This is a genomic window from Stenotrophomonas sp. YJH_SMC_127 (assembly GCF_059372445.1).
The window spans coordinates 1157001-1181929 of sequence record NZ_JCAFVO010000001.1 but is presented as its reverse complement, the minus strand read 5'-3'; the positions used below and the strand labels follow the sequence as shown (position 1 = coordinate 1181929).

Annotated in this window: 22 protein-coding genes; 10 read left to right on the top strand and 12 right to left on the bottom strand. The window is 68.5% G+C overall.

Going from position 1 to position 24929, the window contains the following annotated elements; all coding sequences use genetic code 11:
- Nucleotides 1-209: 209 nt before the first annotated feature.
- Nucleotides 210-1490, bottom strand: coding sequence for an NAD(P)/FAD-dependent oxidoreductase (locus AC5QAB_RS05280; RefSeq protein WP_164109782.1), 1281 nt, complete (start codon nt 1488-1490; stop codon nt 210-212).
- A 123-nt stretch (nt 1491-1613) separates the two neighbouring features.
- On the opposite strand from AC5QAB_RS05280, the gene AC5QAB_RS05275 reads away from it, so the two are divergent.
- Both AC5QAB_RS05275 and AC5QAB_RS05270 read left to right on the top strand, forming a co-directional pair.
- The gene (locus tag AC5QAB_RS05275; RefSeq protein WP_014648580.1) at nt 1614-2393 is read left to right on the top strand and encodes an NYN domain-containing protein; all 780 of its coding nucleotides are present in this window, start codon (nt 1614-1616) and stop codon (nt 2391-2393) included.
- Between the two features lie 133 nt (nt 2394-2526).
- Entirely contained in the window at nt 2527-3147 is a 621-nt protein-coding gene (locus AC5QAB_RS05270) for a glutathione S-transferase family protein (protein WP_014648579.1), read from the top strand.
- A gap of 96 nt (nt 3148-3243) precedes the next feature.
- Here the strand turns inward: AC5QAB_RS05270 and AC5QAB_RS05265 are convergent, their stop codons facing one another.
- Entirely contained in the window at nt 3244-5421 is a 2178-nt protein-coding gene (locus AC5QAB_RS05265) for a primosomal protein N' (protein WP_164109798.1), read from the bottom strand.
- A 412-nt stretch (nt 5422-5833) separates the two neighbouring features.
- Between AC5QAB_RS05265 and AC5QAB_RS05260 the strand changes: the two genes are divergently transcribed.
- The 4 genes from AC5QAB_RS05260 to sppA all read left to right on the top strand — a co-directional run bounded on the left by AC5QAB_RS05260 (nt 5834) and on the right by sppA (nt 11021).
- The gene (locus AC5QAB_RS05260; RefSeq protein ID WP_262216921.1) at nt 5834-6838 is read left to right on the top strand and encodes a hypothetical protein; all 1005 of its coding nucleotides are present in this window, start codon (nt 5834-5836) and stop codon (nt 6836-6838) included.
- Nucleotides 6831-7412, top strand: a complete 582-nt coding sequence (locus AC5QAB_RS05255) for a DUF3106 domain-containing protein (protein WP_046432756.1) — start codon at nt 6831-6833, stop codon at nt 7410-7412. Before AC5QAB_RS05260 ends, AC5QAB_RS05255 begins: the two co-directional genes overlap by 8 nt.
- Before the next feature lie 206 nt (nt 7413-7618).
- Entirely contained in the window at nt 7619-8983 is a 1365-nt protein-coding gene (locus AC5QAB_RS05250; RefSeq protein WP_262087833.1) for an MATE family efflux transporter, read from the top strand.
- 115 nt (nt 8984-9098) lie between these two features.
- Nucleotides 9099-11021, top strand: coding sequence for a signal peptide peptidase SppA (gene sppA, locus AC5QAB_RS05245; protein ID WP_032958263.1), 1923 nt, complete (start codon nt 9099-9101; stop codon nt 11019-11021).
- Nucleotides 11022-11119: 98 nt separating this feature from the next.
- Here sppA and AC5QAB_RS05240 read toward each other — a convergent pair whose 3' ends face one another.
- Nucleotides 11120-11332, bottom strand: coding sequence for a hypothetical protein (locus AC5QAB_RS05240; protein ID WP_262216925.1), 213 nt, complete (start codon nt 11330-11332; stop codon nt 11120-11122).
- Nucleotides 11333-11444: 112 nt separating this feature from the next.
- On the opposite strand from AC5QAB_RS05240, the gene AC5QAB_RS05235 reads away from it, so the two are divergent.
- Complete coding sequence (locus AC5QAB_RS05235) at nt 11445-12221, top strand: SDR family oxidoreductase (RefSeq protein WP_014038643.1); 777 nt, start codon at nt 11445-11447, stop codon at nt 12219-12221.
- Between the two features lie 94 nt (nt 12222-12315).
- Here AC5QAB_RS05235 and AC5QAB_RS05230 read toward each other — a convergent pair whose 3' ends face one another.
- From AC5QAB_RS05230 to AC5QAB_RS05190, 9 genes are all read right to left on the bottom strand, one after another.
- Nucleotides 12316-13029, bottom strand: coding sequence for a hypothetical protein (locus AC5QAB_RS05230; RefSeq protein ID WP_041864295.1), 714 nt, complete (start codon nt 13027-13029; stop codon nt 12316-12318).
- 34 nt (nt 13030-13063) lie between these two features.
- Entirely contained in the window at nt 13064-13753 is a 690-nt protein-coding gene (locus tag AC5QAB_RS05225) for a hypothetical protein (protein WP_014648571.1), read from the bottom strand.
- A 43-nt stretch (nt 13754-13796) separates the two neighbouring features.
- Nucleotides 13797-14387 carry an L-threonylcarbamoyladenylate synthase type 1 TsaC gene (gene tsaC / locus AC5QAB_RS05220; RefSeq protein WP_080053022.1) on the bottom strand — a complete coding sequence of 197 codons (591 nt, stop codon included), beginning with the start codon at nt 14385-14387 and terminating at the stop codon, nt 13797-13799.
- 128 nt (nt 14388-14515) lie between these two features.
- Nucleotides 14516-17008: a DNA topoisomerase I gene (locus AC5QAB_RS05215; RefSeq protein WP_069117783.1), complete on the bottom strand. Its 2493-nt coding sequence runs from the start codon at nt 17006-17008 to the stop codon at nt 14516-14518.
- 193 nt (nt 17009-17201) lie between these two features.
- A complete protein-coding gene (locus AC5QAB_RS05210; protein ID WP_164167315.1) occupies nt 17202-18131 on the bottom strand; it encodes an RDD family protein in 930 nt (309 codons plus the stop codon).
- A 49-nt stretch (nt 18132-18180) separates the two neighbouring features.
- On the bottom strand, nt 18181-18945 hold the full coding sequence (locus AC5QAB_RS05205; protein ID WP_014648567.1) for a pilin: 765 nt from the start codon (nt 18943-18945) through the stop codon (nt 18181-18183).
- A 39-nt stretch (nt 18946-18984) separates the two neighbouring features.
- Nucleotides 18985-19458, bottom strand: a complete 474-nt coding sequence (locus AC5QAB_RS05200; RefSeq protein ID WP_005419622.1) for a DUF494 family protein — start codon at nt 19456-19458, stop codon at nt 18985-18987.
- Between the two features lie 43 nt (nt 19459-19501).
- Nucleotides 19502-20629: a DNA-processing protein DprA gene (dprA, locus tag AC5QAB_RS05195; protein ID WP_111144189.1), complete on the bottom strand. Its 1128-nt coding sequence runs from the start codon at nt 20627-20629 to the stop codon at nt 19502-19504.
- Between the two features lie 129 nt (nt 20630-20758).
- Nucleotides 20759-21889 (bottom strand): LysM peptidoglycan-binding domain-containing protein, encoded by a 1131-nt coding sequence (locus AC5QAB_RS05190; protein ID WP_032958270.1) that lies wholly within the window; start codon nt 21887-21889, stop codon nt 20759-20761.
- A gap of 126 nt (nt 21890-22015) precedes the next feature.
- On the opposite strand from AC5QAB_RS05190, the gene def reads away from it, so the two are divergent.
- The 3 genes from def to rsmB all read left to right on the top strand — a co-directional run bounded on the left by def (nt 22016) and on the right by rsmB (nt 24907).
- Nucleotides 22016-22528 carry a peptide deformylase gene (def, locus tag AC5QAB_RS05185; RefSeq protein ID WP_014648564.1) on the top strand — a complete coding sequence of 171 codons (513 nt, stop codon included), beginning with the start codon at nt 22016-22018 and terminating at the stop codon, nt 22526-22528.
- A gap of 120 nt (nt 22529-22648) precedes the next feature.
- Nucleotides 22649-23572, top strand: coding sequence for a methionyl-tRNA formyltransferase (gene fmt / locus AC5QAB_RS05180; RefSeq protein WP_478439805.1), 924 nt, complete (start codon nt 22649-22651; stop codon nt 23570-23572).
- Between the two features lie 3 nt (nt 23573-23575).
- Entirely contained in the window at nt 23576-24907 is a 1332-nt protein-coding gene (gene rsmB, locus AC5QAB_RS05175) for a 16S rRNA (cytosine(967)-C(5))-methyltransferase RsmB (RefSeq protein ID WP_046432737.1), read from the top strand.
- Nucleotides 24908-24929: the final 22 nt, after the last annotated feature.

The following is a 24929-nucleotide window of genomic DNA, read 5'->3' as shown; positions in this document are numbered from 1 at the left end:
GTTCAGGGAGAATCCGGCGTGGGGACCCAAGCTACTTCTCGGTCGCAAGACCTGGATCCACACGGTCGCCCACGCCGGGCTCTCGGCCCCCAAGGTGCCAGATCGGCAAGAGATAAGATCCACGCCATGCGTGGATGGCGCTCCATGTTTGTTGACGGGGTCAGAGCCCTTTCCCGCGGAAAGGGATCCGACCCCTGTTGCGTGCGGCCTTACCGCCTCGGCCGCCGGTCGTCCTGGTCATCACCGAAGATGATGCGCGCGCTGCGCTGGTAGCTCCAGTACGCGACCGCCCAGTTCAGCAACACCACGATGCGGTTGCGGAAGCCGATCAGGAAGAACACGTGCGCGGCCAGCCAGAACCACCAGGCCAGCACGCCGGAGAGCTGCAGCCGGCCCAGGTGCACGATCGCGGCCATGCGGCCAATGGTGGCCAGGTTGCCGTAGTCGGCGTACTTGAACGGACCGGGCTCGGGCTTGCCGTGCAGGCGTGCACGGACCACCTCGGCCACGTACTTGCCCATCTGCTTGGCCGCGGGCGCCACGCCGGGAACCGGCTTGCCGTCGGCCTGGCTCAGTGCGGCAAGGTCGCCGGCCACGAACAGCTCCGGGTGATCAGGCAGGGTCAGGTCCGGCTGCACCTGCACGCGGCCGGCGCGGTCCAGCGGCACGTCCAGCGTGCGCGCCAGTGGTGAAGCGGCCACGCCGGCGGCCCAGACCACGGTGCGGGCCGGCACGAACTGCTCACCGAGCTTGAAGCCCTGGCTGTCGATGTCGCTCACCGGGGTACCGGTCAGCACTTCCACGCCCAGCTTTTCCAGCTGGCGGCGCGCCTTCAGCGAAAGCACTTCCGGGAACGAGGACAGCACGCGCGGCCCAGCCTCGACCAGCCGCACCTTGGCGCTGGCCGGATCGATGTGGCGGAATTCGTTGCGCAGCGTGTGGCGCGCGATCTCGGCCAGCGTGCCGGCCAGTTCGACGCCGGTGGGACCACCACCGACGATGGCGAAACTCAGCCACGCCGCCTTCTTCGCCGGGTCCGGTTCGGCCTCGGCGCGTTCGAACGCCAGCAGCAGCTTGCGGCGCAGTGCAATGGCATCGTCCAGCGTTTTCAGGCCAGGGGCATCATCGGCCCACTGGTCGTTGCCGAAGTAGGCGTGGGTAGCGCCGGTGGCCAGCAGCAGGCTGTCGTAGTCCAGCGTGCTGCCATCGGCCATGCCGATCTGCCGTGCCTGCTTGTCGATGGCGACCACTTCGCCGAGGCGGACTTCCACGTTGCGCTGGTGGCCGAGGATGTGGCGCAGCGGTGCGGCGATATCCGGCGCGGACAGGCCGGCGGTGGCCACCTGGTACAGCAGCGGCTGGAACAGGTGATGGTTGCGGCGGTCGACCAGGGTGATGCGTATGCGCTCGCGAGCCAGGGCACGGGTGGCCCAGAGACCGGCAAAACCGCCGCCGACAACGACCAGGTGGGGAACGCGCTCGCGACTCATCGACTCACTCCAGTGGGGGCATTGGGGGAAGCGCCTGGCATCTTCGCACGGCGGCCACCTGTCACGTCAGCGCCCGCGTGGATCGGCGATACTCGGGTTCAGGCAACCGCCCGCGAGGAATCCATGAGCGAACCGGAAAAGCGCATCGCCCTGTTGATCGACGCCGACAATGCGCCGGCCTCGAAGATCGACGAGGTCCTGGCCGAAGTCGCCCGCTATGGCGTGGCCAACGTGCGCCGTGCCTACGGCAACTGGAAGAGCCCGCGGTTGAAGGGCTGGGAAGCGGTGCTGCACGAGTATGCGATCCGCCCGATCCAGCAGTTCGCCTACAGCAAGGGCAAGAATGCGTCGGACATGGCGATGGTGATCGATGCCATGGACCTGCTGTACGCGCGCAACCTTGATGGCTTCGCCATCGTGTCGAGCGATGCCGATTTCACCCCGATGGTGATGCGCCTGCTGACCGACGGCGTGAAGGTGTATGGCTTCGGCGAAAAGAAGACGCCGGAACCGTTCGTCAACGCGTGCTCGAAGTTCACCTATCTGGAAGCGCTGGGCCAGACCCACGCCAGCGTGCCGGATGCCGAGCAGGCATCGAGCGAACAGGCGTCGAACGAGCCCGTCGCCAATGATGATGCACGCCCGCGCAAGAGCGGGGCGGAGATGCGCAGCGACACCCGGCTGGTGAAGATGCTGCGCCGCGCGGTGTCCTCGGCCGAGGGCGAGGATGGCTGGTCGCACCTGGGGCCGGTCGGCAGCCAGATCGGCAACCAGGCCTCGTTCGATCCGCGCAACTATGGCTACGGCAAACTCAGCGATCTGCTGGCGGCGATCGGCCTGTTCGAGCTGAAGAAGGACGGCAAGTCGTCCTACGTGCGCGCGCTGCCAAAAAAGAACCGGTAGTGCCGGAAAAAGAACCGGTAGTGCCGGCCGCTGGCCGGCATGCTGTAGATGCCCGATCCCGCATCCGGCACGCACATCTCCACTCCAATCAGGCGTATCGTTGCCGCTCGCATTGCCAGCAAGGAAAACCCGCATGTTGAAGATCTGGGGCCGCCGCAATTCCAGCAACGTCCGCAAGGTGCTGTGGTGTGCCGAGGAGATCGGCCTGCCGTACGAATCCATCGAAGTCGGCGGCAGCCATGGCGGCACGCAGACGCCAGAGTACCAGGCGATGAATCCCAACGGCCTGGTGCCGGTGATCGAGGACCACGGCCTGCCGCTGTGGGAATCGAACACCATCGTGCGTTACCTGAGCGCGCGCTATGCGCTGGGCACGCTGTACGCCGAGGACCCGATGGAGCGCGCGCAGGCCGAGAAGTGGATGGACTGGAGCACCTCGCGGATGGCGCCGCTGTACAGCGACCTGGTCTGGGGCATCATGCGCACCGCGCCGGCCGACCGTGACGAAGCGCGCATCAGCGCGGCCATCGTCCGTGCCGGTGACTACCTGGCGATGGCCGATGCCACCCTGGCCACGCAGCCATGGCTGTCGGGCGGGACGTTCGCCATGGGCGACATTCCGCTCGGCTCGCTGGTGTACGCCTGGTATGAACTGCCGATCCAGCGCCCGGACCTGCCGCACCTGGCCGAGTGGTATGCGCGCCTGCGTGAGCGACCGGCCTACCAGCGCGGCGTGATGTCGCCGCTGACGTAAGCGAAGGCGTCCGGGGTCAGAACCCTTTTCTGCGAAAAGGGATCCGACCCCAGGGCATCGGGGTCGGATCCCACTCGACGGGTGGGCTCTGACCCTTCAATAAAGATCCGTTGGATCCACATCCAGCGACCAGCGCACCTTGCGTGCTTCCGGCAGCGCGTACAGCTGCGGAACCAGTTGCGAAAGCACGCCATGCAGAGGCGGCCGCTGCACCGCAGACAGCAGCAGCTGCGTGCGCTGGTAACCGGCCCGCCGTGGCATCGGCGCCGGCATCGGCCCGTAGGCCTCGACCACGTTCTGTTCGCCCAGCAGGTGCCGGGCCGCCAGCAGGAATGCATTGGCATGCTCCACCTGCTGCGCTTCGGCGCGCATCAGCGCCAGATGCGCGAAGGGCGGGAATCCGGCCGCCTGGCGCTGGTTCAACTCGGCTTGCGCGAACGGATGGTAGCCACCGCTCACCAGGGTTTCCAGCAGCGGGTGCCCGGGGTGATGGGTCTGCAGCCAGACCTCGCCCGGGTCGCGTGCACGTCCCGCGCGGCCGGCCACCTGGATCAGCTGCTGCGCCAGTTTTTCGCTGGCGCGGAAGTCGGCCGAGAACAGGCCCTCATCGATACCCACCACCACCACCAGGGTCAGCTTGGGCAGGTCGTGGCCCTTGGCCAGGATCTGCGTGCCGACCAGGATGCCGGGCTGGTCGCCCAGTTTCGCCAGCTGCTGTTCCAGCGCGTCGCGCCGTGAGGTGGTGCCGCGGTCGATGCGCACCACCGGGAAGTCGGCGAAGGCCGCAGTGAGATGTTCTTCCAGGCGTTCGGTACCGATGCCCTGCGGTTGCAGTGCCAGGCTGCCGCAGGCCGGACATGCCAGCGGCGCCGGTTGCCGCGCGCCGCAGTGGTGGCACTGCAGGCGACGACCGCCACCATGCACGGTCATCGGCGCATCGCAGCGCTGGCATGGCGCGGTCCAGCCGCAGTCGTGGCACAGCAGCACCGGTGCGTAGCCGCGGCGGTTCTTGAACACCAGCACCTGCTGGCCACGCTGCAGATGCTCCCCGATGCCGGCCAGCACATCGGCCGAGAGGCCGTCATGCAGCGGGCGCTTGCGTACATCGAGGATGCGCACGCGCGGTGGCCGCGCATCGCCGGCGCGCTGTTTCAGGCGCAGGTGGGTGTAACGCCCGGCATAGGCGTTGTGCAGGGTTTCCAGCGAGGGCGTGGCACTGCCCAGCAACACCGGAACGCCCAGCGACTTGGCCCGGACCAGGGCGAAATCGCGTGCGTGGTAACGGATGCCGTCCTGCTGCTTGTAGCTGCCGTCGTGTTCCTCGTCGACGATCAGCAGGCCGGCCTGGGGCAGCGGCGTGAACACCGCTGAGCGGGTGCCGACGATGACGCGCGCTTCGCCGCGTGAGGCCGCTGCCCAGACGCGCGCGCGCTCGTTGTCGTTCAACCCCGAGTGCAGCGCATGCACGGCGATGCCGAGGCGGCCACGGAAGCGTGCCAGGGTCTGCGGGGTCAGGCCGATTTCCGGCACCAGCACCAGCGCCTGCCTGCCCTGCGCCAGGCAATGGATGATCGCCTGCAGGTAGACCTCGGTCTTGCCGCTGCCGGTCACGCCATCCAGCAGGAACGGCTGGAAGCCGTCGGCGGCATTGATCGCGGCCACCGCCTCGGCCTGGTCCGGGTTGAGCGTGGGACCGGGCAGTGGCTGCGCGTGTTGGGGGGCCACGCTCAGCGCAACCCGCTCGGCCAGCCCGCGCTTGGCCAGGCTGCGCGCGGCGGTGCGCCAGTCCTGCATGCGTTCGCCCAGCACGTCCTCATCCACGATGGCTTCGGCCAGCAGCTCGGCCAGTTGCCGTGGACGGCTGCCGGCGCGCAGCTTTTCACGCTGGGCGTGGCCTTCGGTGGTCAGCTGCCAACCCCAGTGGTGTGTGTCGGGCAGGACCTCGCCATGGCGCAGCGGGCCGGGCAGGGCGGTGCTCAGCACCTCGCCCAGTGGCGCATGGGTGTAGCGCGCCAGCCATTGCAGGCTCTGCCACAGCTCCCCCTGCAGCAGCGGCTGCGGGTCGCACCAGGCCAGGGCCTGGCGCAGTCCCTGGCCGTCGTCGGTCTGGCCGTGCCCTGCCACCACACCGACCAGCTCCCGGTTGCCGAACGGCACCTTCAGGCGGCAGCCGACCGCGAGCGCCGGGGCATCTCCCTCCGGCGACAGGTAGTCGAACAGGCGGGGCAGGGGGACAGGCAGGGCGACCTGCAGGGTCGGAATCGGTGAAAGCATCGGGCCAGTGTAACGGGCCATGCGCGCGCGAACGGCAGCAGCGGGAGCGGCGGGGCGGCGCCCGTTGAATCATAAATGTCACCTAAATATCGGTGTCCATTGGAGATTCAGTCTTATCCACATGTTCTGTGGATAACGTTGTGCGTTAACGGCCATCGGAAACGTAGAAGGCCGATGGCGACGGCCTCAGGCTTGGGTTGGTCAAAAAATCGCCACACAACAAAAGACAATAAAATCAATATCTTAAGTGTGAAACAATGCTGAAACAGAGTGAATTCAGCCCGAAGCCACAGTTTTCGCCGGAGGGGGCGTGGTGCTGTGCACAACCTGCAGCACGAAGTGCCTGTGGGCGCAAGTCCTACGGGCGTCGATGGCCTGCCGCTATCATGCCGGCAGACCTTTGGAGTGACCGATGACGGCTGTGCCCGCCCCTGTTTCCTCGACCGCGGCCGGCGCGCTGTCGGCGTTCCTGCGTGGCGTCGAGCGCCGTGCCCTGGTGGTCGCTGAACTGCAGTGCGGCGATGCCGCGCGCGCCGAGCAGACCCTGGTGGCGGTGATGCGCGCCTTTGCCGCAGTGGCCAGCGACCTGCCGATGGCGCAGTGGCCGACCCGCTTCTGGACCCTTCTGGGCCAGCGCCAGGCGCTGCGCGAGCCGGTGGGCGGGCAGTGGCTGCCGCCGTTGGCCGTGCTGGGCGCGATGCCGCCGCTGCCGCGCCTTGCGCTGCTGCTGCGGGTGGGGGGCAGCCTGGACGAGGGCATCGCCATGCGCGTGCTCGACCAGGACGAGGCCGGCTACCAGCACCTGCTGGCCGACGCCTGCCCGCGTGATGCCCACGGCCAGCCGGATGCCTCGGCCTGGCGCCAGTTGGCCGAACAGGTGCAGGCGCGTATCCGTGAGTTGCCGGCCGCGCGCCTGCAGCAGCTGCAGCAACCCGCCGCCGCGACCGCCCACAATGAAGCCCCGACCCCGAGCTGGCGCGCACCGCAGCGCGATGAGCGGGCGGCCGCCAATGGCAAGCGCCGTCGCACGAACGCCAAGCCACGTTGGCGCGGTCCGCTGATCCTGCTGGCGACCGTGGCGATACTGTTGGCCGCAGCGCTGGGCTGGCGCCACTGGCAGGGGCATTCCTTCGGCGGTGATGCACCGCTGCCGGAGGGGGTGGTGGGCGAAGCCGGTCCGGTGACGGTGGAAGCCCTGCCACCCAGCAAGGTCAACGCCACGCCGGATGCGACCACGGCCCAGGCCACGGACGACGCAGCGATGCTGGCCGATCGTGACTACCCGCTGGTTGCCGATGCCGACCTGTACGCGTGGACTGCCGCGGGCGGCCCGCTGCCGGTGGATGAATCGCAATCCAGGCCGAGCCGGCCCGAGCCGGCCAGTGCCACGCTGGAAACCGCTGCTGCCGATGAATAAGTCCGTGTTCGCCAGCCTGCTGCTGGCCCTGCCGTTGTCGCTGTCTGCCGCGCCGCAATCGTTGAACGTGCCGTTGCCGCCACCGACGTCGCCGGCCACGCCGGTGGCTTCGCCAGCACCGTCGGCGGCAGCACCCTCTGGCTTCGCCCAGCTCGATGCGCAGCAGCAGCGCCAGCGCCGCGCCGACTACGCCGCCTGGCGCGCGCTGCCGGAAGGAGAGCGCGAGCGCATCCGCCAGGCGGCTGCGCGATTCAATGCGCTGCCTGCGGACCAGCAGCAGCGCCTGCGCCAACAGTTCCGCGACCAGGACCAGGCGTTCCGCGACGGGTGGCGGCTGGGCCCGCAACTGGGCCTGGAATTCCCCAAGCTGCATGGCTTGTTCGGCTTCGTGCCGCCGGAACAGCGCGAGACCGCGCTGGCCGTACTGCGCCAGCTCAGCCCGGCGCAGCTGGCCCAGCTCACTCTGGTCGCGCAGCGAACGCCACCGCAGGAACGCGACGCAGTGCGCAGCGCTTTCCTCGCCGTGCCCGCCGCCGAGCGCGACAGCTGGCTCAAGCGCCAGGCCGGCCAGTAAAAAAGGGGACGGAGGGGATTAAGTCGCATCCGGCACTAGCGGGCCTGAAACGACTTAATCCCCTCCGTCCCCTTTTTGTGTGGGGCGGCTGAAACCCAGCATTCACGCCATGTCATGGGAATGCTGGCGTCGCCCGCGTAAGATGGGCGCCCGCAACCCGGTGCCTGTGCCCTTCGCGCGCAACCGCAGTTCGCGTCAAGCACCTTATGTCTACTGCAACCTCCACGCCGCGCTTCAGCAAGGAAGTCGGCGCCACCGGTCTGCTCGCCCTGCCGCTTGTGCTGGGCCATGTGTCCACCGGTTTGATCTCCTTCGTCGACAACGTGATTGCCGGCCACCACGCCACGGCCACACTGGCCGCCGTCACCATCGGTACGGCGCTGCTGTGGCTGCCGATGCTGATTCCGATCGGCACCCTGATCTCGCTCACCGCCTCGGTGTCGCAGCTGCATGGCGCCGGCCGCGAGCGCGAGATCGGCCCGCTGTTCCGCCAGGCACTGTGGCTGGCCTTGGGGCTGGGCCTGATCATGTTCACCTTCCTCACCGTGGTGCCGCCGCTGCTGCCGTCGTTCGGCATCGCGCCGGACATCGTGCCGGGGGCGACCGCGTTCCTGCATGCGGTGCGCTGGGGCGGACCTGCGCTGACCCTGTACTTCTGCATGCGCTATCTCAGTGAAGGCATGCACTGGACGCTGCCGACCATGCTGCTCGGCTTCGGTGGCCTGCTGGTGCTGGCACCGATGGGCTATGTGCTGGCCAACGGCAAGCTCGGCTTCCCGGAAATGGGCGCCGAAGGCCTGGGCGTCGCCTCGGCGGTGATGATGTGGCTGCAGGCGATCGCCTTCGCCACCTACCTGTGGTTCACCAGGCGCTTCGCCCATCTGCAGCTGTTCTCGCATTTCGAAGGGCCGCGCTGGAAGGCGATCTGGGACTTGCTGCGCACCGGCCTGCCGATCGGCATCACCGTGCTGATGGAGGGCGGCCTGTTCATCGTCACCGCGCTGCTGATCGGCCGCCTTGGTGCCAACGAAGCCGCTGCGCACCAGATCGCGATCAATGTCGCGCAGCTGTGCTTCATGATCCCGATGGGCGTGGCCGAGGCCACCACCGTGCGCGTCGGCCATGCGGTCGGCCGTGGTGACGGCTTCGGCGTGCGGCGTGCGGCCTGGGCCGGTTACGCGATCATCATGGGCACGCAGACGTTGTCGGCGGCGGTGCTGCTGTTCGGCCACGATGCCATCGTCGGTGTGTACACCAACGACCTGGCAGTGGCCGGCCTGGCCTCGACCCTGCTGCTGTACGCGGCCACCTTCCAGTTCCCGGACGGCATCCAGGTGCTGTCGGCCGGCGCGCTGCGCGGCCTGAAGGACACCCGCGTGCCGATGTTCATCGCCATGTTCGCGTACTGGGGCCTGGGCATGCCGCTCGGCGCCGGGCTCGGCCTGGGGCTGGGCATGGGCCCGCAGGGCATGTGGATCGGCCTGATCGTCGGCTTGACCGCCGCTGCCATCCTGATGGGCTGGCGCCTGCGCCGCAGCAGCCAGCGCATCGGGCAATCCGCGCTGTCCTGATCTTCCCGCCCGCCACGTTCACCCGTGACGGGCGATCCCCTGACTTGTGTCCGATGCTGCATCACGCGGCACCGGCTATGCTGGTACCACGGCAAGAAGCCATCCGGAGCGTTCCATGAATCAACCCGTGCCCCCGCTGCCCCCGGCGCGTCGCAACCCCGTCGCCAGTTTCTTCATCGGGCTGTGGGACGTCATGAACTTCACCCGCCGGTTGATCCTCAACCTGGTGTTCTTCGGCCTGCTGTTCCTGCTGCTGGTGATGTTCGTCATCGCCGCCGGCATGGGTGCCGGTGCCAGCAAGTCGCTGCAGGACCGCACGACGCTGGTGATCGCGCCGGAAGGCCGCCTGGTCGAGCAGTTCAGCGCCGACCCGGTCAGCCGCGCGCTGGCCAAGGCGGTGGGTGACAACGGCGCCGAGGAGATCCAGCTGCGCGATCTGCTGCGGGTGATCGAGTCGGCCAAGGAAGACAAGAAGATCGAACGCGTGGTGCTGGAGCTGGACAAGCTGCAGCCGTCCGGTTTCGCCTCGCTGCGTGAGGTGGCCGCCGCGCTGCAGGACCTGCGCGCCTCCGGCAAGCAGCTGGTGGCCTACAGCGAGAGCATGGGCCAGTCGCAGTACCTGCTGGCCGCGCAGGCCGACGAGGTCTACCTGGACCCGATGGGTTCGGTCGTGCTCGAAGGCCTCGGCCGCTACCGCCAGTACTTCCGCACCGGCCTGCAGGACAAGCTGGGCGTGGACGTGCACCTGTTCAAGGTGGGCGAGTACAAGTCCGCGGCCGAGCCGTACGTGCTCGACGCGGCGTCGCCGGCCTCCAAGGAAGCCGACCTGTTCTGGATGAACGACGTGTGGCAGCGCTACCTGGGCGACATCGCCAAGGCCCGCCGCCTGGATCCGGCACAGCTGGCCGCCGGCATCGACACCCTGCCGGAAGGCATCGCTGCCGCCGGTGGTGACCTGGCCAAGTTCGCGCTGCAGCAGAAGCTGGTGACCGCGCTGAAGACCCGCGAGGAATTCGAGGATCTGATGATCGAGCGCGGCGTGGCCGACGAGGATGCCGACGGTGGTTTCCGCAACGTCGACTTCGGCCGCTACCTGGCCCTGCTCGACGCGCGCCGCAACCCGGTGGACTCGCGTCCGCAGGTGGCCGTGGTGGTGGCCGCCGGCGAAATCAGTGGCGGTGACCTGCCGGCCGGCCGCATCGGTGGCGAGTCGACCTCGGCGCTGCTGCGTGCCGCGCGCGACGACGACAACGTGAAGTCGGTGGTGCTGCGGGTGGATTCGCCGGGCGGTGAAGTGTTCGCCTCCGAGCAGATCCGTCGTGAAGTGGTAGCCCTGCAGGCCGCTGGCAAGCCGGTCGTGGTGTCGATGGGTGATCTGGCCGCTTCCGGTGGCTACTGGATCAGCATGAACGCCGATCGCATCTATGCCGATCCGTCGACCATCACCGGTTCGATCGGCATCTTCGGCATGGTGCCGAACTTCAGCCGCGCGCTGGACAAGATCGGCGTGCACACCGACGGTGTCGGCACCACCCGCTTCGCCGGCGCCTTCGATGTCACCCGCCCGATGGACCCCGCCGTGGGCCAGGTCATCCAGACGGTGATCAACAAGGGCTACGCGGACTTCACCGGCCGTGTCGCCGACGCCCGCAAGAAGCCGGTCGAGGCCGTGGACGAGGTCGCCCGTGGCCGCGTGTGGAGCGGTGCACAGGCCAAGGAACGCGGCCTGGTCGACGCCTTCGGTGGCCTGAAGGACGCGGTGGCCGATGCGGCCAGCCGCGCCAAGCTGGGCAAGGCCGATGCCTATCGCGTGCGCTACATCGAGAAGGCAGCCACGCCGTTCGCGCAGTTCGTCAGCGGTTTCGCCGGCAGCCGCGCCGGTGCCTGGATGCTGTCCGATTCGGGGATGGCGCGGATGATGCTGGCACGCACGATGCCGGAAGTGGACACTCAGTTGCGCTTCGTCGAGAACGCGGCCCGCGAGAAGGGCAATGGCGCTCCGGTGAAGGCGCTGGCGTACTGCTTCTGCGGATTCTGATCGGCAACGGTACCGAATGAAAACGCCCGGCTCTGGCCGGGCGTTTTCGTTCATGGGGTCGGATTCCTTGGCAGCACAAAGGTCTCTGACCCCACAGGTCATTGCGTCGCGTCGGCTTCGGCCTTGCGCTCACGCGCGGCGGCATCATCGACGGTTTTCTGCACGACCTTGGCGCGGTCCAGCGGGTCGTTGATCGCACGCGACATCGCTCGTGGCACCGGTGGCTTCTCCGGGTTGGGCGTGGGCGGCCGCTGGCAGGCCGCCAGCAGCAGGCTGGCCAGCAGCGACGTGGACAGGATCAGGATGCGCATGGCGGCTCTCCGCGGTGGGCGTATGGGCAAGTGTCGCATCCCCGGCCGAGCGCTGCCGTGAGCGCGTATCCTTGCGGCATCGAAACACAGCGGGCGCGGCCCCGGAGGACTCATGACCCAGCAACGGTGGCGCCTGGACGGCCAGACGGCCCTGATCACGGGTGCCAGCGCCGGTATTGGCCTGGCCATTGCGCACGAACTGGCTGGCCTCGGCGCCGATCTGATGATCGTCGGCCGCGACATCGACATGCTGGAAACGGCGCGCGACGAACTGCTGGATGTCTATCCGCAGCACCAGGTGCACGCGCTGGCGGCCGATGTCTCCGATGACGAGGACCGTCGGCAGATCCTGGACTGGGTGGAAGATCACAGCGATGGCCTGCACATCCTGGTCAACAATGCCGGTGGCAACGTCACCAAGGCGGCCACGGAATATTCCGAGGACGAATGGCGCAAGATCTTCGAGACCAACCTGTTCTCGGCCTTCGAGCTGTCGCGCTACGCGCATCCGCTGCTGGCCCGGCACGCGTCGTCGTCGATCGTCAATGTCGGCAGCGTGTCCGGGCTGACCCATGTGCGCAGTGGCGTGGTCTATGGCATGACCAAGGCGGCGATGCACCAGATGACCCGCAACCTGGCCGTCGAGTGGGCCGAGGATGGCATCCGGGTCAACGCGGTGGCGCCCTGGTACATCCGCACGCGGCGCACGTCCGGTCCGTTGTCGGACCCGGACTACTACGAGGAAGTGATCAACCGCACGCCGATGCGCCGCATCGGCGAGCCGGAGGAAGTGGCCGCAGCCGTCGGCTTCCTGTGCCTGCCGGCGGCCAGCTATGTCACCGGCGAATGCATCGCGGTGGATGGCGGCTTCCTGCGCTACGGGTTCTGATCTTCCAAAAGGTAGTGCCGGCCGCTGGCCGGCAACTGGAATCATTTGAAGATCCTGCGATTGCCGGCCAGCGGCCGGCACTACCGGGTGGCTGTCACCCCGGTACCGGGCAGTTGCTGGCCTCCAGCACGCCCTGCAGCCGTTCGCGTTCCCCACGGGCGTTGTCGCGGTTTTCCGGCGAGGCGAACCGCTCACGGCCACGTGCGTCGCGGAAGCGTTGCTGCCAGCTGCTGCAGCGCTGCGCGTCCGGCAGTTCCTCGCAGCGGTCGCGCACCACTTCGCAGCCGGCGGCATTGACCGGCGTGGCGCCGCCCAGTCCCTGCACGGTCATCAGTTCGCAGCGCCCGGGGGCGGCTTCGTATTCGTGCAGGTAGCCACCGCCCTGGCTGTCGGTGCACTGGAAGATCGGTGGCAGCGGCGGCTTCGGCGGCGCATTGCTGTCCGGCGCGGCATCGGCCTGGCGCGGCAGCGATGCACTGTCGAGTATCAGATCGCCGCCTTCGCGTTCGACCATGCCAGCTTCCATGATCGTGCGTCCTTCGCCGGGGCGACGAGGCGCGGGTGCGGGAACGGACGGCGCAGTGGCCGCGGCCGGTCCGGGCGCGGCCGGCACGGGTGCCGCTGAGGCCGGCGCCGGCGGAGCACTGGCCGGCACCCTCACCACCTGCTGCTTGCTGCCGGCAGGGCAGGGCGTGCGTTGCAGGGTAGGCACATCGCTGCTGCTGGAGGTACAACGGTAGATCACCCCGTCGTCGGCCAACGCGTTGCCGGCGAACAGGCCCAGGGCCAGCCAGATCAGGTTTTTCATGCGCACAGCGTACATGCCCAGGCAGGCATCGCGCTCAGCGTTCGCAGTCCCGCGACAGGCGCGCGTCGATGCCACGCTGTTCATTGCTGATGGCGGTGCGCTCACTCTGCAGCGCGCTGTTGTAACGGCGGTCCAGTTCCCAGCGGCGGTCACGCAGGCGCGCACAGACGTCCTGCGGCGGCAGCGCATGGCAGCTGTCACGGACCAGCACGCTGCCGGCCGGCACCTGCACGCCGACGCCCACCGCAGGCGGCCGGTAGCCTGTGCCTTCACCGATCGGCGCACCGACCGGCGTGCCGAAGCCCGGGCGTGGACCGGGATGGACCGCGCCGTGGTGCCCGTGCGGGAGCCACACGCTGGTCCACAACGGGACCCAGCGCGGATTGCCCTCGTTGCTGTCGCTGGTGTAGCGGCGACCGTCGTCGCTCACGCACTCGTACAACGGTTGTGGCGGCTGGATGTAGACGTGGCGGACTTCGCGATCGCGCATCACCGGAACCTCGCTGGGCGCCGCGGGAGGGGCGTCACTGCGCACCACCCGGGGTGCCGGATCGCGCGGGCGCTGCAGGTCACGCACCTCCTGCCGGCCGCTGCTGCAGGGCCTGTCCTGCAGGGCCACGGCGCCATTGCTGGCGACGCAGCGGTAGACGCGCACGTCCTCGGCGGCCGGTGCGGTCCATGGCAGCAGCAGGCACAGGCCCAGGGCGGTGCGCAGCAGGTTCATGGCGGCAGGGTGCGTGATTGTGCGTGGCAGTGCAATCGTCCGCTCAGGAGCGCAGCACGTTGCCGCTGAGCGCGTCGCGGATCGGGGTGGGCTGGGCCAGGCCGCCGGTTTCGCCATCGAGGATGCCATCGAGCAGGCGCAGCAGGCGTGGATCCAGCTCGGCACGGCTGCGTGCCGGTGGTTCACCGGCCAGGTTGGCGCTGGTGGAGACGAGGGGCCCCCCCCAGGCGCGGCACAGTGCGGCGACCAGCGGGTGCGCGCTGATGCGCACGGCGATGCCGCTGTGCTCGCCGGTAATCCAGGGCTGGGCGCGCGGACCGGCCGGCAGGATCCAGGTGTTGGCACCCGGCCAGCTGGCCAGCACCGCGCGCTGGCGGGCATCGGGCAACGCCTGCAGGCGCACCCAGCCCTCCAGCTGCGACAATTCGGCGGCGACCAGGATCATGCCCTTCTCGATCGGCCGCTGCTTCAGCCGCAGCACCATGTGCACCGCCGCCTCATGCGAGGGATCACAGCCCAGGCCCCAGACCGCTTCGGTCGGATAGGCGATCACGCCGCCGGCGCGGAGCGTGGCGACAGCAGAGTCCAGGGTGAGTTCTTTCATGGCGGCGACCGGCCCGACGTGGGCCCCCATTATCCCCCTGCGGCGTGCAGAAGGGGTGGACCCTGGCCCGGTAGTGCCGGCCGCTGGCCGGCATCGGGTGCTTCTGGATGTTGCCGGCCAGCGGCCGGCACTACCCCTTATCCACGCATGGCGTGAATCTACTTCGCGGCTTTCTTGACGGCCTTCTTCGCCGGTGCCTTCTTTGCAGCGGCCTTCTTTACCACGGCCTTCTTCGCCGCCTTCTTGGCAGGCGCTTTCTTGGCTGCGGCCTTCTTCGGCGCCGCTTCCTTCTTCACCGCCGCCTTCTTGGCCGGTGCCTTCTTCGCGGCAGCCTTCTTGGCGCCGAAGCCCTTGCGCACGGGCTTGCCGGTTTCTTCCATCAGCTGCTGCACTTCGGCCAGGGTCAGCGATGCCGGCTCGCGATCCTTGGGGATCTTGCCGTTCATCCTGCCGTCGCTGATGTACGGGCCGAAGCGGCCGTTCAGCACCTGGATGTCGCTGCCCTCGAACTCCTTGATGATCCGGTTGCGCGCGATCTCTTCCTTCTCTTCGATCAGGAACACGGCGCGGGCCAGGTCGATGGTGTACGGGTCGTCTTCCTTCTTCAGCGAGGCATAGGTGCTGCCGCGCTTGGCGAACGGGCCGAAGCGGCCGATGCCGACGCTGACCGGCTCGCCGTTGTCCTCGCCCAGCGCGCGTGGCATCAGGAACAGTTCCAGCGCGTCTTCCAGCGAAATGGTGTGCATCGACTGGCCGGGGCGCAGCGAGGCGAATTTCGGCTTCTCCTCGGCGTCCTCGGCGGTGCTGCCGATGGCGGCGTAAGGCCCGAAGCGGCCGAGGCGCACGCTGACCGGCTTGCCGGTCTTCGGGTCGGTGCCGAGCTCGCGCGCGCCACTGGCCTCGGCGCGGTCCACCGATTCCTTCTTGTCTTCCACCAGCTCCTTGAACGGCTCCCAGAAGCGGGCCATCAGCGGGATCCACTCTTCTTCGCCACGCGAGACGGCGTCGAGCTCGTCTTCGAGCTTGGCGGTGAAGTCGTAGTCCACGTACTGGGTGAAGTGGCTGGACAGGAACTTGGACACCGCGCGGCCGACGTCGGACGGGCGGAAGCTGCGGCCTTCCATTTCCACGTACTTGCGGAACAGCAGGGTCTGGATGATCGAGGCGTAGGTCGACGGACGGCCGATGCCGTACTCTTCCAGCGCCTTCACCAGCGCCGCTTCGGTGTAGCGCGGCGGCGGCTGGGTGAAATGCTGCTCGGCCTGGATGCGTTCCAGCGGCACGCGGTCGCCCGGCTTCATCGCCGGCAGCTTGCGGCCTTCGTCCTCGTCTTCGGCGCTCTTGTTGTCCTTGCCTTCCTCGTACACGGCCAGGAAGCCGGGCACCACCACGGTGGTACCGCTGGCACGGAACACGTGCTCGCTGCCAGCCGACAGGTCGACGCTGACCGTATTGAGCGTGGCCGGGATCATCTGGCAGGCGACGGCGCGCTTCCAGATCAGTTCGTACAGGCGGCGCTCGTCGTCGGTCAGGAAGCGGGCGACCTGCGACGGAGTGCGCAGGGCCGAGGTCGGGCGCACCGCCTCGTGCGCTTCCTGGGCGTTCTTGGACTTGGTCTGGTAGGTGTTCGGCTGGTCGGGCAGCGAGGCGATGCCGTAATCACGGGCGATCACGTCGCGGATTTCGGCCAGCGCGTCCTGCGACAGGTTCACCGAGTCGGTACGCATGTACGAGATGAGGCCGACGGTGCCTTCGTCACCGATCGCCACGCCTTCATACAGCTTCTGCGCCACCTGCATGGTCTTGCGGGTGGTGAAACCGAGCTTGCGCGAGGCTTCCTGCTGCAGGGTGGAGGTGGTGAACGGCGGCGCCGGGCGGCGCTTGCGCTCCTTGCTGGCCACGTCGGTGACATGCAGCGAGCCCTGCGCGGCCTGCTGGATGCGCAGGCGGGCGGCTTCGGCGGTGTCGCCGTCGGTGATGGTGAACTGCTCGAATTTCTGCCCGTCCAGCTTGATCAGCTTGGCGTTGAAGTGCTGCGACGGGTGTGCGCACTCGGCGGCGATCGACCAGTACTCGCGGGCGATGAAGGCTTCGATCTCTTCCTCGCGCTCGACGATCATGCGCAGCGCCGGGCTCTGCACGCGGCCGGCGGACAGGCCGCGCTGGACCTTGCGCCACAGCACCGGCGACAGGTTGAAGCCGACCAGGTAGTCCAGCGCGCGGCGCGCCTGCTGGGCATCGACCAGGTCGCTGGCGATCGCGCGTGGCTGGCTGATCGCTTCCTTGATGGCGCGCGGGGTGATCTCGGTGAACACCACGCGCTGCATCGGCTTGTCCTTGACCAGCCCGCGTTCCTTCAGGATCTCGGCGATATGCCAGCTGATCGCTTCACCTTCGCGATCCGGGTCGGTCGCCAGCAGGATGTCGTCGGCGCCCTTGGCGGCCTTGGCGATCGCGTCGACATGTTTTTCGTTCTTGTCGATCACGTCGTAGTGCATGGCGAACCCGTTGTCCGGGTCGACCGCGCCTTCCTTCGGAATCAGGTCACGCACATGCCCATACGAGGCCAGGACGGTGTAGTCCTTGCCGAGGTATTTGTTGATCGTCTTGGCCTTGGCCGGCGATTCGACGATGAGCAGGTGCTTGGGCATGGCAGCAGTGTCTGTGGGGCGAGCCGCAGGGGAGGGGCCGCTAGGGTGGAGCAAACGGCCGCATTAGTGAAGCGGCCACGGACAAATCAATACGCTGAACGCCCGGTAGTGTGCCGGGCGTTCAGGTTTCACCTTATTAGAGGAATCACGCCCGGCCAGCCCCTGTCAAGCAGCCAGACGTGAGGATGGCCGTTCATGAGGCCATCTTGGCGATGAAGCCGACCGCGGCCACCAGCACCACCAGGCCCGCCAGCACCAGCAGGCCGGTGAGCACCAGGATCACGATGGTGACCGTGCCCAGCTCATGGCGCTGCAGGTGCGGCTGGTCGGTGTAGGCCCAGCGGTCGACCACCAGGGTGTCGCAGATCATGTCGTGCAGGCCCTGCTTGCGCTCGGTGAAGGCGGCCATCAGGAAGCCGATGCCGAGGGTGAAGCTGCTCAGCAGCATGGCCCAGTAGCGGCCGAAGGCGCGGCCCTTGGTCAGGCGATCGCCGTTGCTGCGCACGACCTTGATGCCGACCGCCATCTTGCCCAGCGTGGCGCCACCCTGCGAGGAATGGAACCAGGTGTAGTAGGCAACGCCGATGGCCATGTTGATCAGCGCGCTCGCCACCTGCGCGACGATTTCGATGGAGGTCTCGCCGCTGCCCACCGCGCCCATGCTGGCGCCAAGCACCACGCCGATGATGGCGCCGATGATGCCGCCCGGAATGGCCAGCACGAAGTAGTCGATCATGTACGCCGCTACGCGCTTCCAGAAGCCTGCGTAGACCACCTCGCCGCCGATCACCGGCTGCGGGCCACCGGCACCGGAAGCGGCCGGGGCGCTGTAGGGCGAGCTGCTGAGCGCACCCGTGCCAGGCAGCGGTGCAGTGCCGTTGTCGATGGCGGCGTAGTCGCCGCGCAGGTCGAAGCCGCCGCTGGCGGTGGCCGTGCTGGCATCGGCCAGCGTCTGCAGGCCGAGCTCATCGACCACCTGGCGCAGTGCAGCCCACTGGGCCATGCCTTCGCGCCAGACCAGGGTGTCCAGGTTCAGTTGGCCGCGCTGGAAGCGCTGGCGGATCTCCTGGACCGGCAGCGGGCCCTGGCGTTGCTGTCCTTCGGCGTAGTACCACTCGGTCATTGCATGTTCCCTGTTGGATCGTCCTTGGAGGTGCTGCCGTGCGCGTGGCTCAGCCGCGGCACGACGGCGGCAGGTACTTGTCGTCGCTTTCACCGCTGCATTCCCAGCGGCCGCTGTCGCGATCATATTCCAGCCACAGCAGGTCGCCATCGAGGCTCTTGCCGGGCACGGCCAGCGTTGCTTCGATGCCGCAGTGGCCGTTGTTGAAGCGGCCGATGTTCACCGCCGACAGGCCGGCCTGGGTGAAATCACCCGGCGCCGGGAAGCCGGCATCGTTGGCACCGGGGCAGCGGCCTTCGTCGTCGGCGAAGTGCTGCACCTGCTGTTTCAGCGGCTGCAGGGCATTGACCGCGGTGGCAACCTTGGCACGCACGGTGTAGTCGTTGTAGGCAGGCAGGGCGATCGCCGCGAGGATGGCCATGACCGGCACCAGCACCAGCAGCAGGCCGCCGCCGATGATCGCGGTCAGGGCGCAGCCGGAGAGCTTCTTTTTCGGCGGCGGCAGCACCCCGGCCGGGGTCTGCGTGGCATAGGGCGTGGACGGTGGCAGCACCGGTGGTTGCGGCGGCGGCGGCGCAACCGGTTCCGGTTCGGGCTCCGGCTCGGGTTCCACGGCCGGCGCGGCGACGTCCAGCGCCGGCACGATCAGGCCCAGCTCATCGACCACGCTGCGCAACGGCTGCCATTGCGGCAGGCCGTCGCGCCAGACCAGGGTGTCCAGGGAGATCTGGTTGTTGCGGAACAACTCGACCAACTGTTCCGCCGGCAGCGGGCCTTGCTGCCGGTTGCCTTCTGCGTGGAACCACTCGCTCACGGGGACGCTCCTGAATGCGCTATGCCCCCAAGTGTACGGTCAGTGCAGGGGTTCTGGCTCGTCCATGAACATCTGCGTCTCCATCCAGGCGTAGGCCGCTTCGGAGCCGGGCTGGTTGAACAGCACCATCAGCACGACCCACTTCAGGTCGTCCAGGTCCAGTTCGTCCTGGTCCAGGGCCATCGCCCGGTCCAGCACCAGCTCGCGCTGGTCGGCGTCGAGGATGCCGTGCTGTTCCAGGTACAGCAGGAAGCCGCGGCATTCCACGTCCAGCTTGTCCAGCTCGGGGCCGTGGTAGATGCGCACGGGGCCATCGACCCGCGCCTGGGCCACGCTCGGCCGCTGCGCGGCCAGGGCATCGAGCCAGTCGAACGCCTTGTTGATCTCGGTGGGGCTGAAACCGGCCTGGATCAGGCCGTTCTGGAGCGAATCGCGGTCACGGATCAGGTCCGCATCTTCGCTGAAATAGTGTTCAAACAGGTACAGCAGTACATCCAGGATGCTCTCTTTCATTGCCCCTCGGCCTGCGTCGCGCGACGCTGTGGAGGTGAAGAAACTAGGGAGTTCGACAGTAGCGGCCGTGTACGCACACCACGATTCCCGCCAGTTCCATGGCCAGCAGCATGGAGGACACCTGTGACGCCGTCAATCCACAACGCGTGATCAGTGAATCCATACCGCTTGGGTTGTGGTCCAGCGCCCGCCACAAGCACTGGTAGTCAGGGTCGCCGGCCCAGCGCGCCGGCAGGAGCGCCGGCGGTGCCTGTTCAGTGGGGGTGGCCAACCGCGATTGCAAGCCCGGCAGCTGCTGGCGAAGGGCGGGGGCGAGCAGTTCCAGGACCTCCTCGGGGCGCTCGACCAGCGCCGCGCCCTCGCGGATCAGGCGATGGCAGCCGGCCGCGCGCGGGTTGAGCACCGACCCGGGCAGGGCACAGACCTCGCGGCCCGCCTCGGCGGCCAGGCGCGCGGTGATCAGCGCGCCCGAGCGCTGTGCGGCCTCGACCACCACGGTGGCCAGCGCCAGTCCGGCCACCAGCCGGTTGCGCGCAGGGAAGTGGCTGGGGCGGGCAGCCGTGCCCGGCAGGTACTCGCTGAGCACCACGCCTTCGGCGGCGATCCGCGCCTGCAGCCGGGCGTGGCTGTCCGGATAGGCCCGGTCAGGGCCGGTGCCGATCACTGCCATGGTGCAGCCGCCGGCCTCCAGCGCAGCCTGGTGCGCGGCCGCATCGATGCCTGCGGCCAGGCCGCTGGTCACCGCCAGGCCGGCCTCGACGAAGCAGCCGGCAAAACGCGCGGCCAGTGCACGCCCGCCCGGGGTGGGCGAGCGGCTGCCGACCAGCGCCACCGAAGGGCGCCAGGCCAGGCAGGGATCACCGGCCACGAACAGCGCCAGCGGCGGGTTGGGTACCTCCAGCAGTGATGGCGGAAAGGCCGGATCGGTACACGGCAGCAGGTGATGGTTGTCCTGTTCCAGCCAGCGCCGGGCGGATGTCCAGGCCCGGGTATCGGGGCGTTCCAGGGCGGCGCACTGCTCCGGCGTGCAACCGTGCGCACGCCAGGTCGCAGTGCCTTGCGCGATGGCGGTTTCCGCATCGCCCGCGGCCTGCAGCAGGGCCCGTCGGGACGCCAGTGCGCCTCCCGCCATCAACAGGCGCAGCAGCGCCTCGTATGCATGTGTGGTCATCCCCCACTATCGGCCGCACACAACAAAGGCGCCCTAGGGCGCCTTCGCATGTGGCTGTCAGGTTTTGCCGGAGGTGCCTGCCGGCCCGCGGCCGGCACTCCAGTGGTGGCCGGGGCAGTCCGGCAACCGTTACTTCGCGTCCGGGTGCAGCGCGTTGTAACCCACCTGCACCGGCTTCACGCCCTGCATCACCAGCGCGTAGCTGACGTTGTCGAAGGTGCGGAACACCATCGCATGCGCGGCATATTCATCCGGCAGCGAGACCCGGCCTGCGCCGGTGCTGAGCGAGTCGTCCATGCGCGAGGAGGTCGGGTACTTCATGCGGTGCGCTACATGCCGGCCCGGGCGCCACAGCGAGAACACGGTGCCGTTGTCCACGCCCTGGGCACGGCCGGCCGAAATCGCGATCACGTCGCGTGGGCCACCGGCGGTGAACATGTCGGTGACCGCCAGCACGCGCACGTCCACGCCCTCGACACCCGCAGCGGGTACGTGGGGCACGAACTGCAGGTCGTACGGCCGGGCTTCGACCGGCACCAGGCGGTCGCCGGCGCGCACTTCGCGGCCGCCGACGTTCTTGTCCAGCACCAGCGTGGAGGCCTCGACCTTGCCGCCGGCGATCTGGGTGATGGTGCCGGTGGCGACCTGGGCCAGTTCGTAGCCGAGCACGCCACGACGTGCGTTGGGTGCGTTGTAGGCCTTCCACAGGTTGCCGCTGCCCGGGGTGACGTCGCCGTTGGCGGTCAGGTCCTCGGTCGGCTTGGGCTGGGCGTAACGCACGGTCGGGCGTACCACGGCCCAGCGCTGGCCCACCTGGGCATCCGCCAGGCGCACGTAGACGGTGTCGCCACCGGACACGCGCAGGCGGCTGTCCTCCAGGCCGACGACGTAGGGCAGCTGCTTGACGCTGTCGACAACGCTCAGCTGCTTCAGGAACGGCTCGACCTGGGCCAGCGGAATGGCGTCGATCGGGGCCTCCTGGCGCGGACCGGCCTGGGACACGGTCACCCGGTCCAGGTAGGCCAGGCTCAGCACGTCACCTGGATAGATCAGGTGCGGGTTGGCGATCTGCGGATTGGCTTGCCAGATCTCCGGCCACAGCCAAGGCTTCTGCAGGAAACGTGCGGCGATATCCCACAACGTATCCCCTTTTCGGACCACATAGGTGTCCGGGTGCCCGCCATTCACTTCCACGGCGGTAGCATAGGCAGCCACGGTCAGCATCGCCGCGGCGACGACCGTACGAAAACGAAGCAACATAGGTGTGAAGCCCTGATTCCCCAACAGGTCCACGCACTATAGTCCAGAAACCGGGGCGCAAGGCAAGCGTTGGAGCTAGAATCTGCGACGTATGCCGGCGTGCCGGCCCCCTATCCGGAAACAGCCATGGCCCTTCTCCCCATTCTCGAGTTCCCCGATCCGCGCCTGCGTACCAAGGCTGCGTTGATCGACGCCGCCGAAGTCACCACGCCGGCCTTCCAGGAACTGATCGACAACATGTTCCTGACCATGTACGACGCCCCGGGCATCGGCCTGGCCGCCACCCAGGTGGACGTGCACAAGCGCTTCATGGTCATCGATGTCAGCGAAGAGAAGAATGAACCGCATGTGTTCATCAACCCGGAAATCGTCGCCAAGGACGGGGGCCGGGTGTACCAGGAGGGCTGCCTGTCGGTCCCGGGCATCTTCGCCGACGTGACCCGCGCTGACACCATCACCGTGAAGTACCTGGACCGCAACGGCCAGGAGCAGCAGCTGGAGGCCGGTGAAGTGCTGGCCACCTGCATCCAGCACGAGATGGACCACCTGGACGGCAAGCTGTTCATCGACTATCTGTCGCCGCTCAAGCGCGAGATGGTCCGCAAGAAGCTGGCCAAGCAGCGCAAGCACGTGGCGTGATCGCCAATCCGGGCCGCCCTCCGGGTGGCCCGTGCCTGCGCGACGCGCGCGGGCTGTACGGCGCCGGCCGACGGCGCCGTTTTCTTTCCTGCACGAATCCATCCTGCAAGTGGGGTAGCCATGAGGATTGTCTTTGCCGGTACGCCGGAATTCGCGGTGTCGTCGCTGCGCGCCGCGGCGCGCCACCACGAGGTCGTGGCCGTCTATACCCAGCCTGATCGCCCGGCCGGGCGCGGCCGTGGCCTGGCACCGTCGCCGGTCAAGCTCGAAGCCGTGGCCCGTGGCATTCCGGTCTACCAGCCCGAATCGCTGAAGGATGAAGCTGCCCAGCGGCAGCTGCGCGACCTGCAGCCGGACCTGATGGTGGTGGTCGCCTACGGCCTGATCCTGCCCAGGGCGGTACTGGCGATCCCGGCCCACGGCTGCTGGAACGTGCATGCCTCGCTGCTGCCACGCTGGCGCGGTGCCGCGCCGATCCAGCGCGCGATCCAGGCCGGTGACGCAAAGACCGGCGTGTGCCTGATGCAGATGGAAGCCGGCCTGGATACCGGCCCGGTGCTGCTGCACCAGGAGCTGCCGATCGCGGCCACCGATACCGGCGGCCAGCTGCATGACAAGCTGGCCGAACTGGGCGCACAGGTGCTGTCCGACGGCCTGGGCCTGCTGCGTGCCGGCATCAAGCCGATCGCGCGGCCGCAGCCCGAGCAGGGCGTGACCTACGCGCACAAGCTGGACAAGGCCGAAGCCCGCCTGGACTGGGCGCAGGACGCCGATGCACTGGCGCGCACCGTGCGCGCCTTCAATCCGTGGCCGATCGCCGAGGCCACGCTGGCCGGCGAGCGCGTGCGCATCCACGGCGCGGTCGCTCTTGACCTGGCCCACGGCCAGGCGCCGGGGGCGGTGCTGGCGGCCAGCCGCGATGGTATCGACATCGCCTGCGGCCAGGGCGCGCTGCGCCTGCGCACGCTGCAGCGCGAAGGCGGCAAGGCGATCACCGCCGCCGACTACCTCAATGCCCGCCGCGACCTGCACGTGGGGGCATAGGCGGTGTCGAAGCAGAATGATTTCTCCGTCGCCAAGGCGGCGCCGGGCGCGGCCACCCGCATGCTGGCCGCACGCGTACTGGCGCAGGTGTTCACCCGTGGCCGCTCGCTGAAGGCGGAACTGGCCTGGGCACTGCCCAAGCTGGCCGACAGTCGTGATCGGGCCTTGCTGGAAGCGCTGTGCTTTGCAGTCCTGCGCCGCCGCAGTACCTACGACGCTGCCTTGCAGTCGTGGATGCAGAAGCCGCTGTCGGCGCGTGATGCCGACCTGCGCACGTTGCTGATGGTGGGCTTCGCGCAGCTGGACGTGCTGGAACTGCCGGCGCATGCGGCCCTGTCGGCCACGGTCGACGCCGCCCGCGCGCTGGGCCGTGAGCGCCAGGCCGGGCTGGTCAACGCGATCCTGCGCCGCGCGCAGCGCGAGGGGTTCCCGGAGCAGCCTGCGCGTGACGCCTTTCCGGCGTGGCTGGCCGATGCCGTCGAGCGCGACTGGCCGTCCCAGGCCCAGGCGATCTTTGCTGCCAGCCTGCAGCCGGCGCCGCTGTGGCTGCGTGCCAACCGCCAGCAGGGGGGGCGTGACAAGGCGCTGGCCACGCTGGCCGAGGCCGGCATTGCTGCCGAAGCCAGCCCGCTCAGCGCCGACGCGCTGCGCCTGGTGGCGCCCATCGCGGTGAACCAGTTGCCGGGGTTCGCCGACGGTGCGCTGTCGGTGCAGGACCTGTCGGCGCAATGTGCGGCGGACGCGCTGGCACCGGCGTCCGGCGCCCGCGTTCTGGACGCCTGCGCGGCACCGGGTGGCAAGTCGGCGCACCTGCTGGAGCGTGACCCGAGCCTGCGCCTGCTGGCGCTGGATATCGATGCGCGTCGCCTGGCGCGTGCCCGCGATACCTACACCCGCACCGGTGTAGGTGAGGGCGCGCAGACCCGGGTGGCCGATGCCAGCGACCCCGGTGCGTGGTGGGATGGCACCCCGTTCGACGCCATCCTGCTGGATGCGCCGTGTTCGGCCACCGGCGTGATCCGCCGCCAGCCGGACGTGATGTTCCACCGCCGCGCCGAGGATATCGATGCGCTGGTCGGCGTGCAGGCCCGCCTGCTGGAGGCCTGCTGGTCGATGCTGCGCCCGGGCGGCGTGCTGCTGTACGCCACCTGTTCGATCCTGCGCGCCGAGAACATCGATCAGGTGCGGGCCTTCCTGAAGTGGCATCCGGACGCGGTGGCACAGCCGCTGGATGACAGATTCGGCCTGGACTGCGAGGGGATCGCGCGCCAGCGACTGCCGGGTGACAGCGATGCTGACGGTTTCTTTTACGCGCGTCTGCTAAAAACGGCCTGACCCCCCGCTGACGTTGCGAGTC

Coding starts and splice junctions, on each gene's coding strand:
- AC5QAB_RS05270 (WP_014648579.1), top strand. CDS start 2,527: ATGTTGAAGATCTGGGGCCGCCGCAATTCCAGCAACGTCCGCAAGGTG.
- dprA (WP_111144189.1), bottom strand. CDS start 20,629: ATGACCACACATGCATACGAGGCGCTGCTGCGCCTGTTGATGGCGGGA.
- AC5QAB_RS05235 (WP_014038643.1), top strand. CDS start 11,445: ATGACCCAGCAACGGTGGCGCCTGGACGGCCAGACGGCCCTGATCACG.
- AC5QAB_RS05255 (WP_046432756.1), top strand. CDS start 6,831: ATGAATAAGTCCGTGTTCGCCAGCCTGCTGCTGGCCCTGCCGTTGTCG.
- AC5QAB_RS05215 (WP_069117783.1), bottom strand. CDS start 17,008: ATGCCCAAGCACCTGCTCATCGTCGAATCGCCGGCCAAGGCCAAGACG.
- AC5QAB_RS05280 (WP_164109782.1), bottom strand. CDS start 1,490: ATGAGTCGCGAGCGCGTTCCCCACCTGGTCGTTGTCGGCGGCGGTTTT.
- def (WP_014648564.1), top strand. CDS start 22,016: ATGGCCCTTCTCCCCATTCTCGAGTTCCCCGATCCGCGCCTGCGTACC.
- AC5QAB_RS05200 (WP_005419622.1), bottom strand. CDS start 19,458: ATGAAAGAGAGCATCCTGGATGTACTGCTGTACCTGTTTGAACACTAT.
- AC5QAB_RS05225 (WP_014648571.1), bottom strand. CDS start 13,753: ATGAACCTGCTGCGCACCGCCCTGGGCCTGTGCCTGCTGCTGCCATGG.
- AC5QAB_RS05230 (WP_041864295.1), bottom strand. CDS start 13,029: ATGAAAAACCTGATCTGGCTGGCCCTGGGCCTGTTCGCCGGCAACGCG.
- tsaC (WP_080053022.1), bottom strand. CDS start 14,387: ATGGGGGCCCACGTCGGGCCGGTCGCCGCCATGAAAGAACTCACCCTG.
- AC5QAB_RS05240 (WP_262216925.1), bottom strand. CDS start 11,332: ATGCGCATCCTGATCCTGTCCACGTCGCTGCTGGCCAGCCTGCTGCTG.
- AC5QAB_RS05275 (WP_014648580.1), top strand. CDS start 1,614: ATGAGCGAACCGGAAAAGCGCATCGCCCTGTTGATCGACGCCGACAAT.
- AC5QAB_RS05260 (WP_262216921.1), top strand. CDS start 5,834: ATGACGGCTGTGCCCGCCCCTGTTTCCTCGACCGCGGCCGGCGCGCTG.
- AC5QAB_RS05250 (WP_262087833.1), top strand. CDS start 7,619: ATGTCTACTGCAACCTCCACGCCGCGCTTCAGCAAGGAAGTCGGCGCC.
- AC5QAB_RS05265 (WP_164109798.1), bottom strand. CDS start 5,421: ATGCTTTCACCGATTCCGACCCTGCAGGTCGCCCTGCCTGTCCCCCTG.
- AC5QAB_RS05210 (WP_164167315.1), bottom strand. CDS start 18,131: ATGACCGAGTGGTACTACGCCGAAGGACAGCAACGCCAGGGCCCGCTG.
- fmt (WP_478439805.1), top strand. CDS start 22,649: ATGAGGATTGTCTTTGCCGGTACGCCGGAATTCGCGGTGTCGTCGCTG.
- AC5QAB_RS05190 (WP_032958270.1), bottom strand. CDS start 21,889: ATGTTGCTTCGTTTTCGTACGGTCGTCGCCGCGGCGATGCTGACCGTG.
- sppA (WP_032958263.1), top strand. CDS start 9,099: ATGAATCAACCCGTGCCCCCGCTGCCCCCGGCGCGTCGCAACCCCGTC.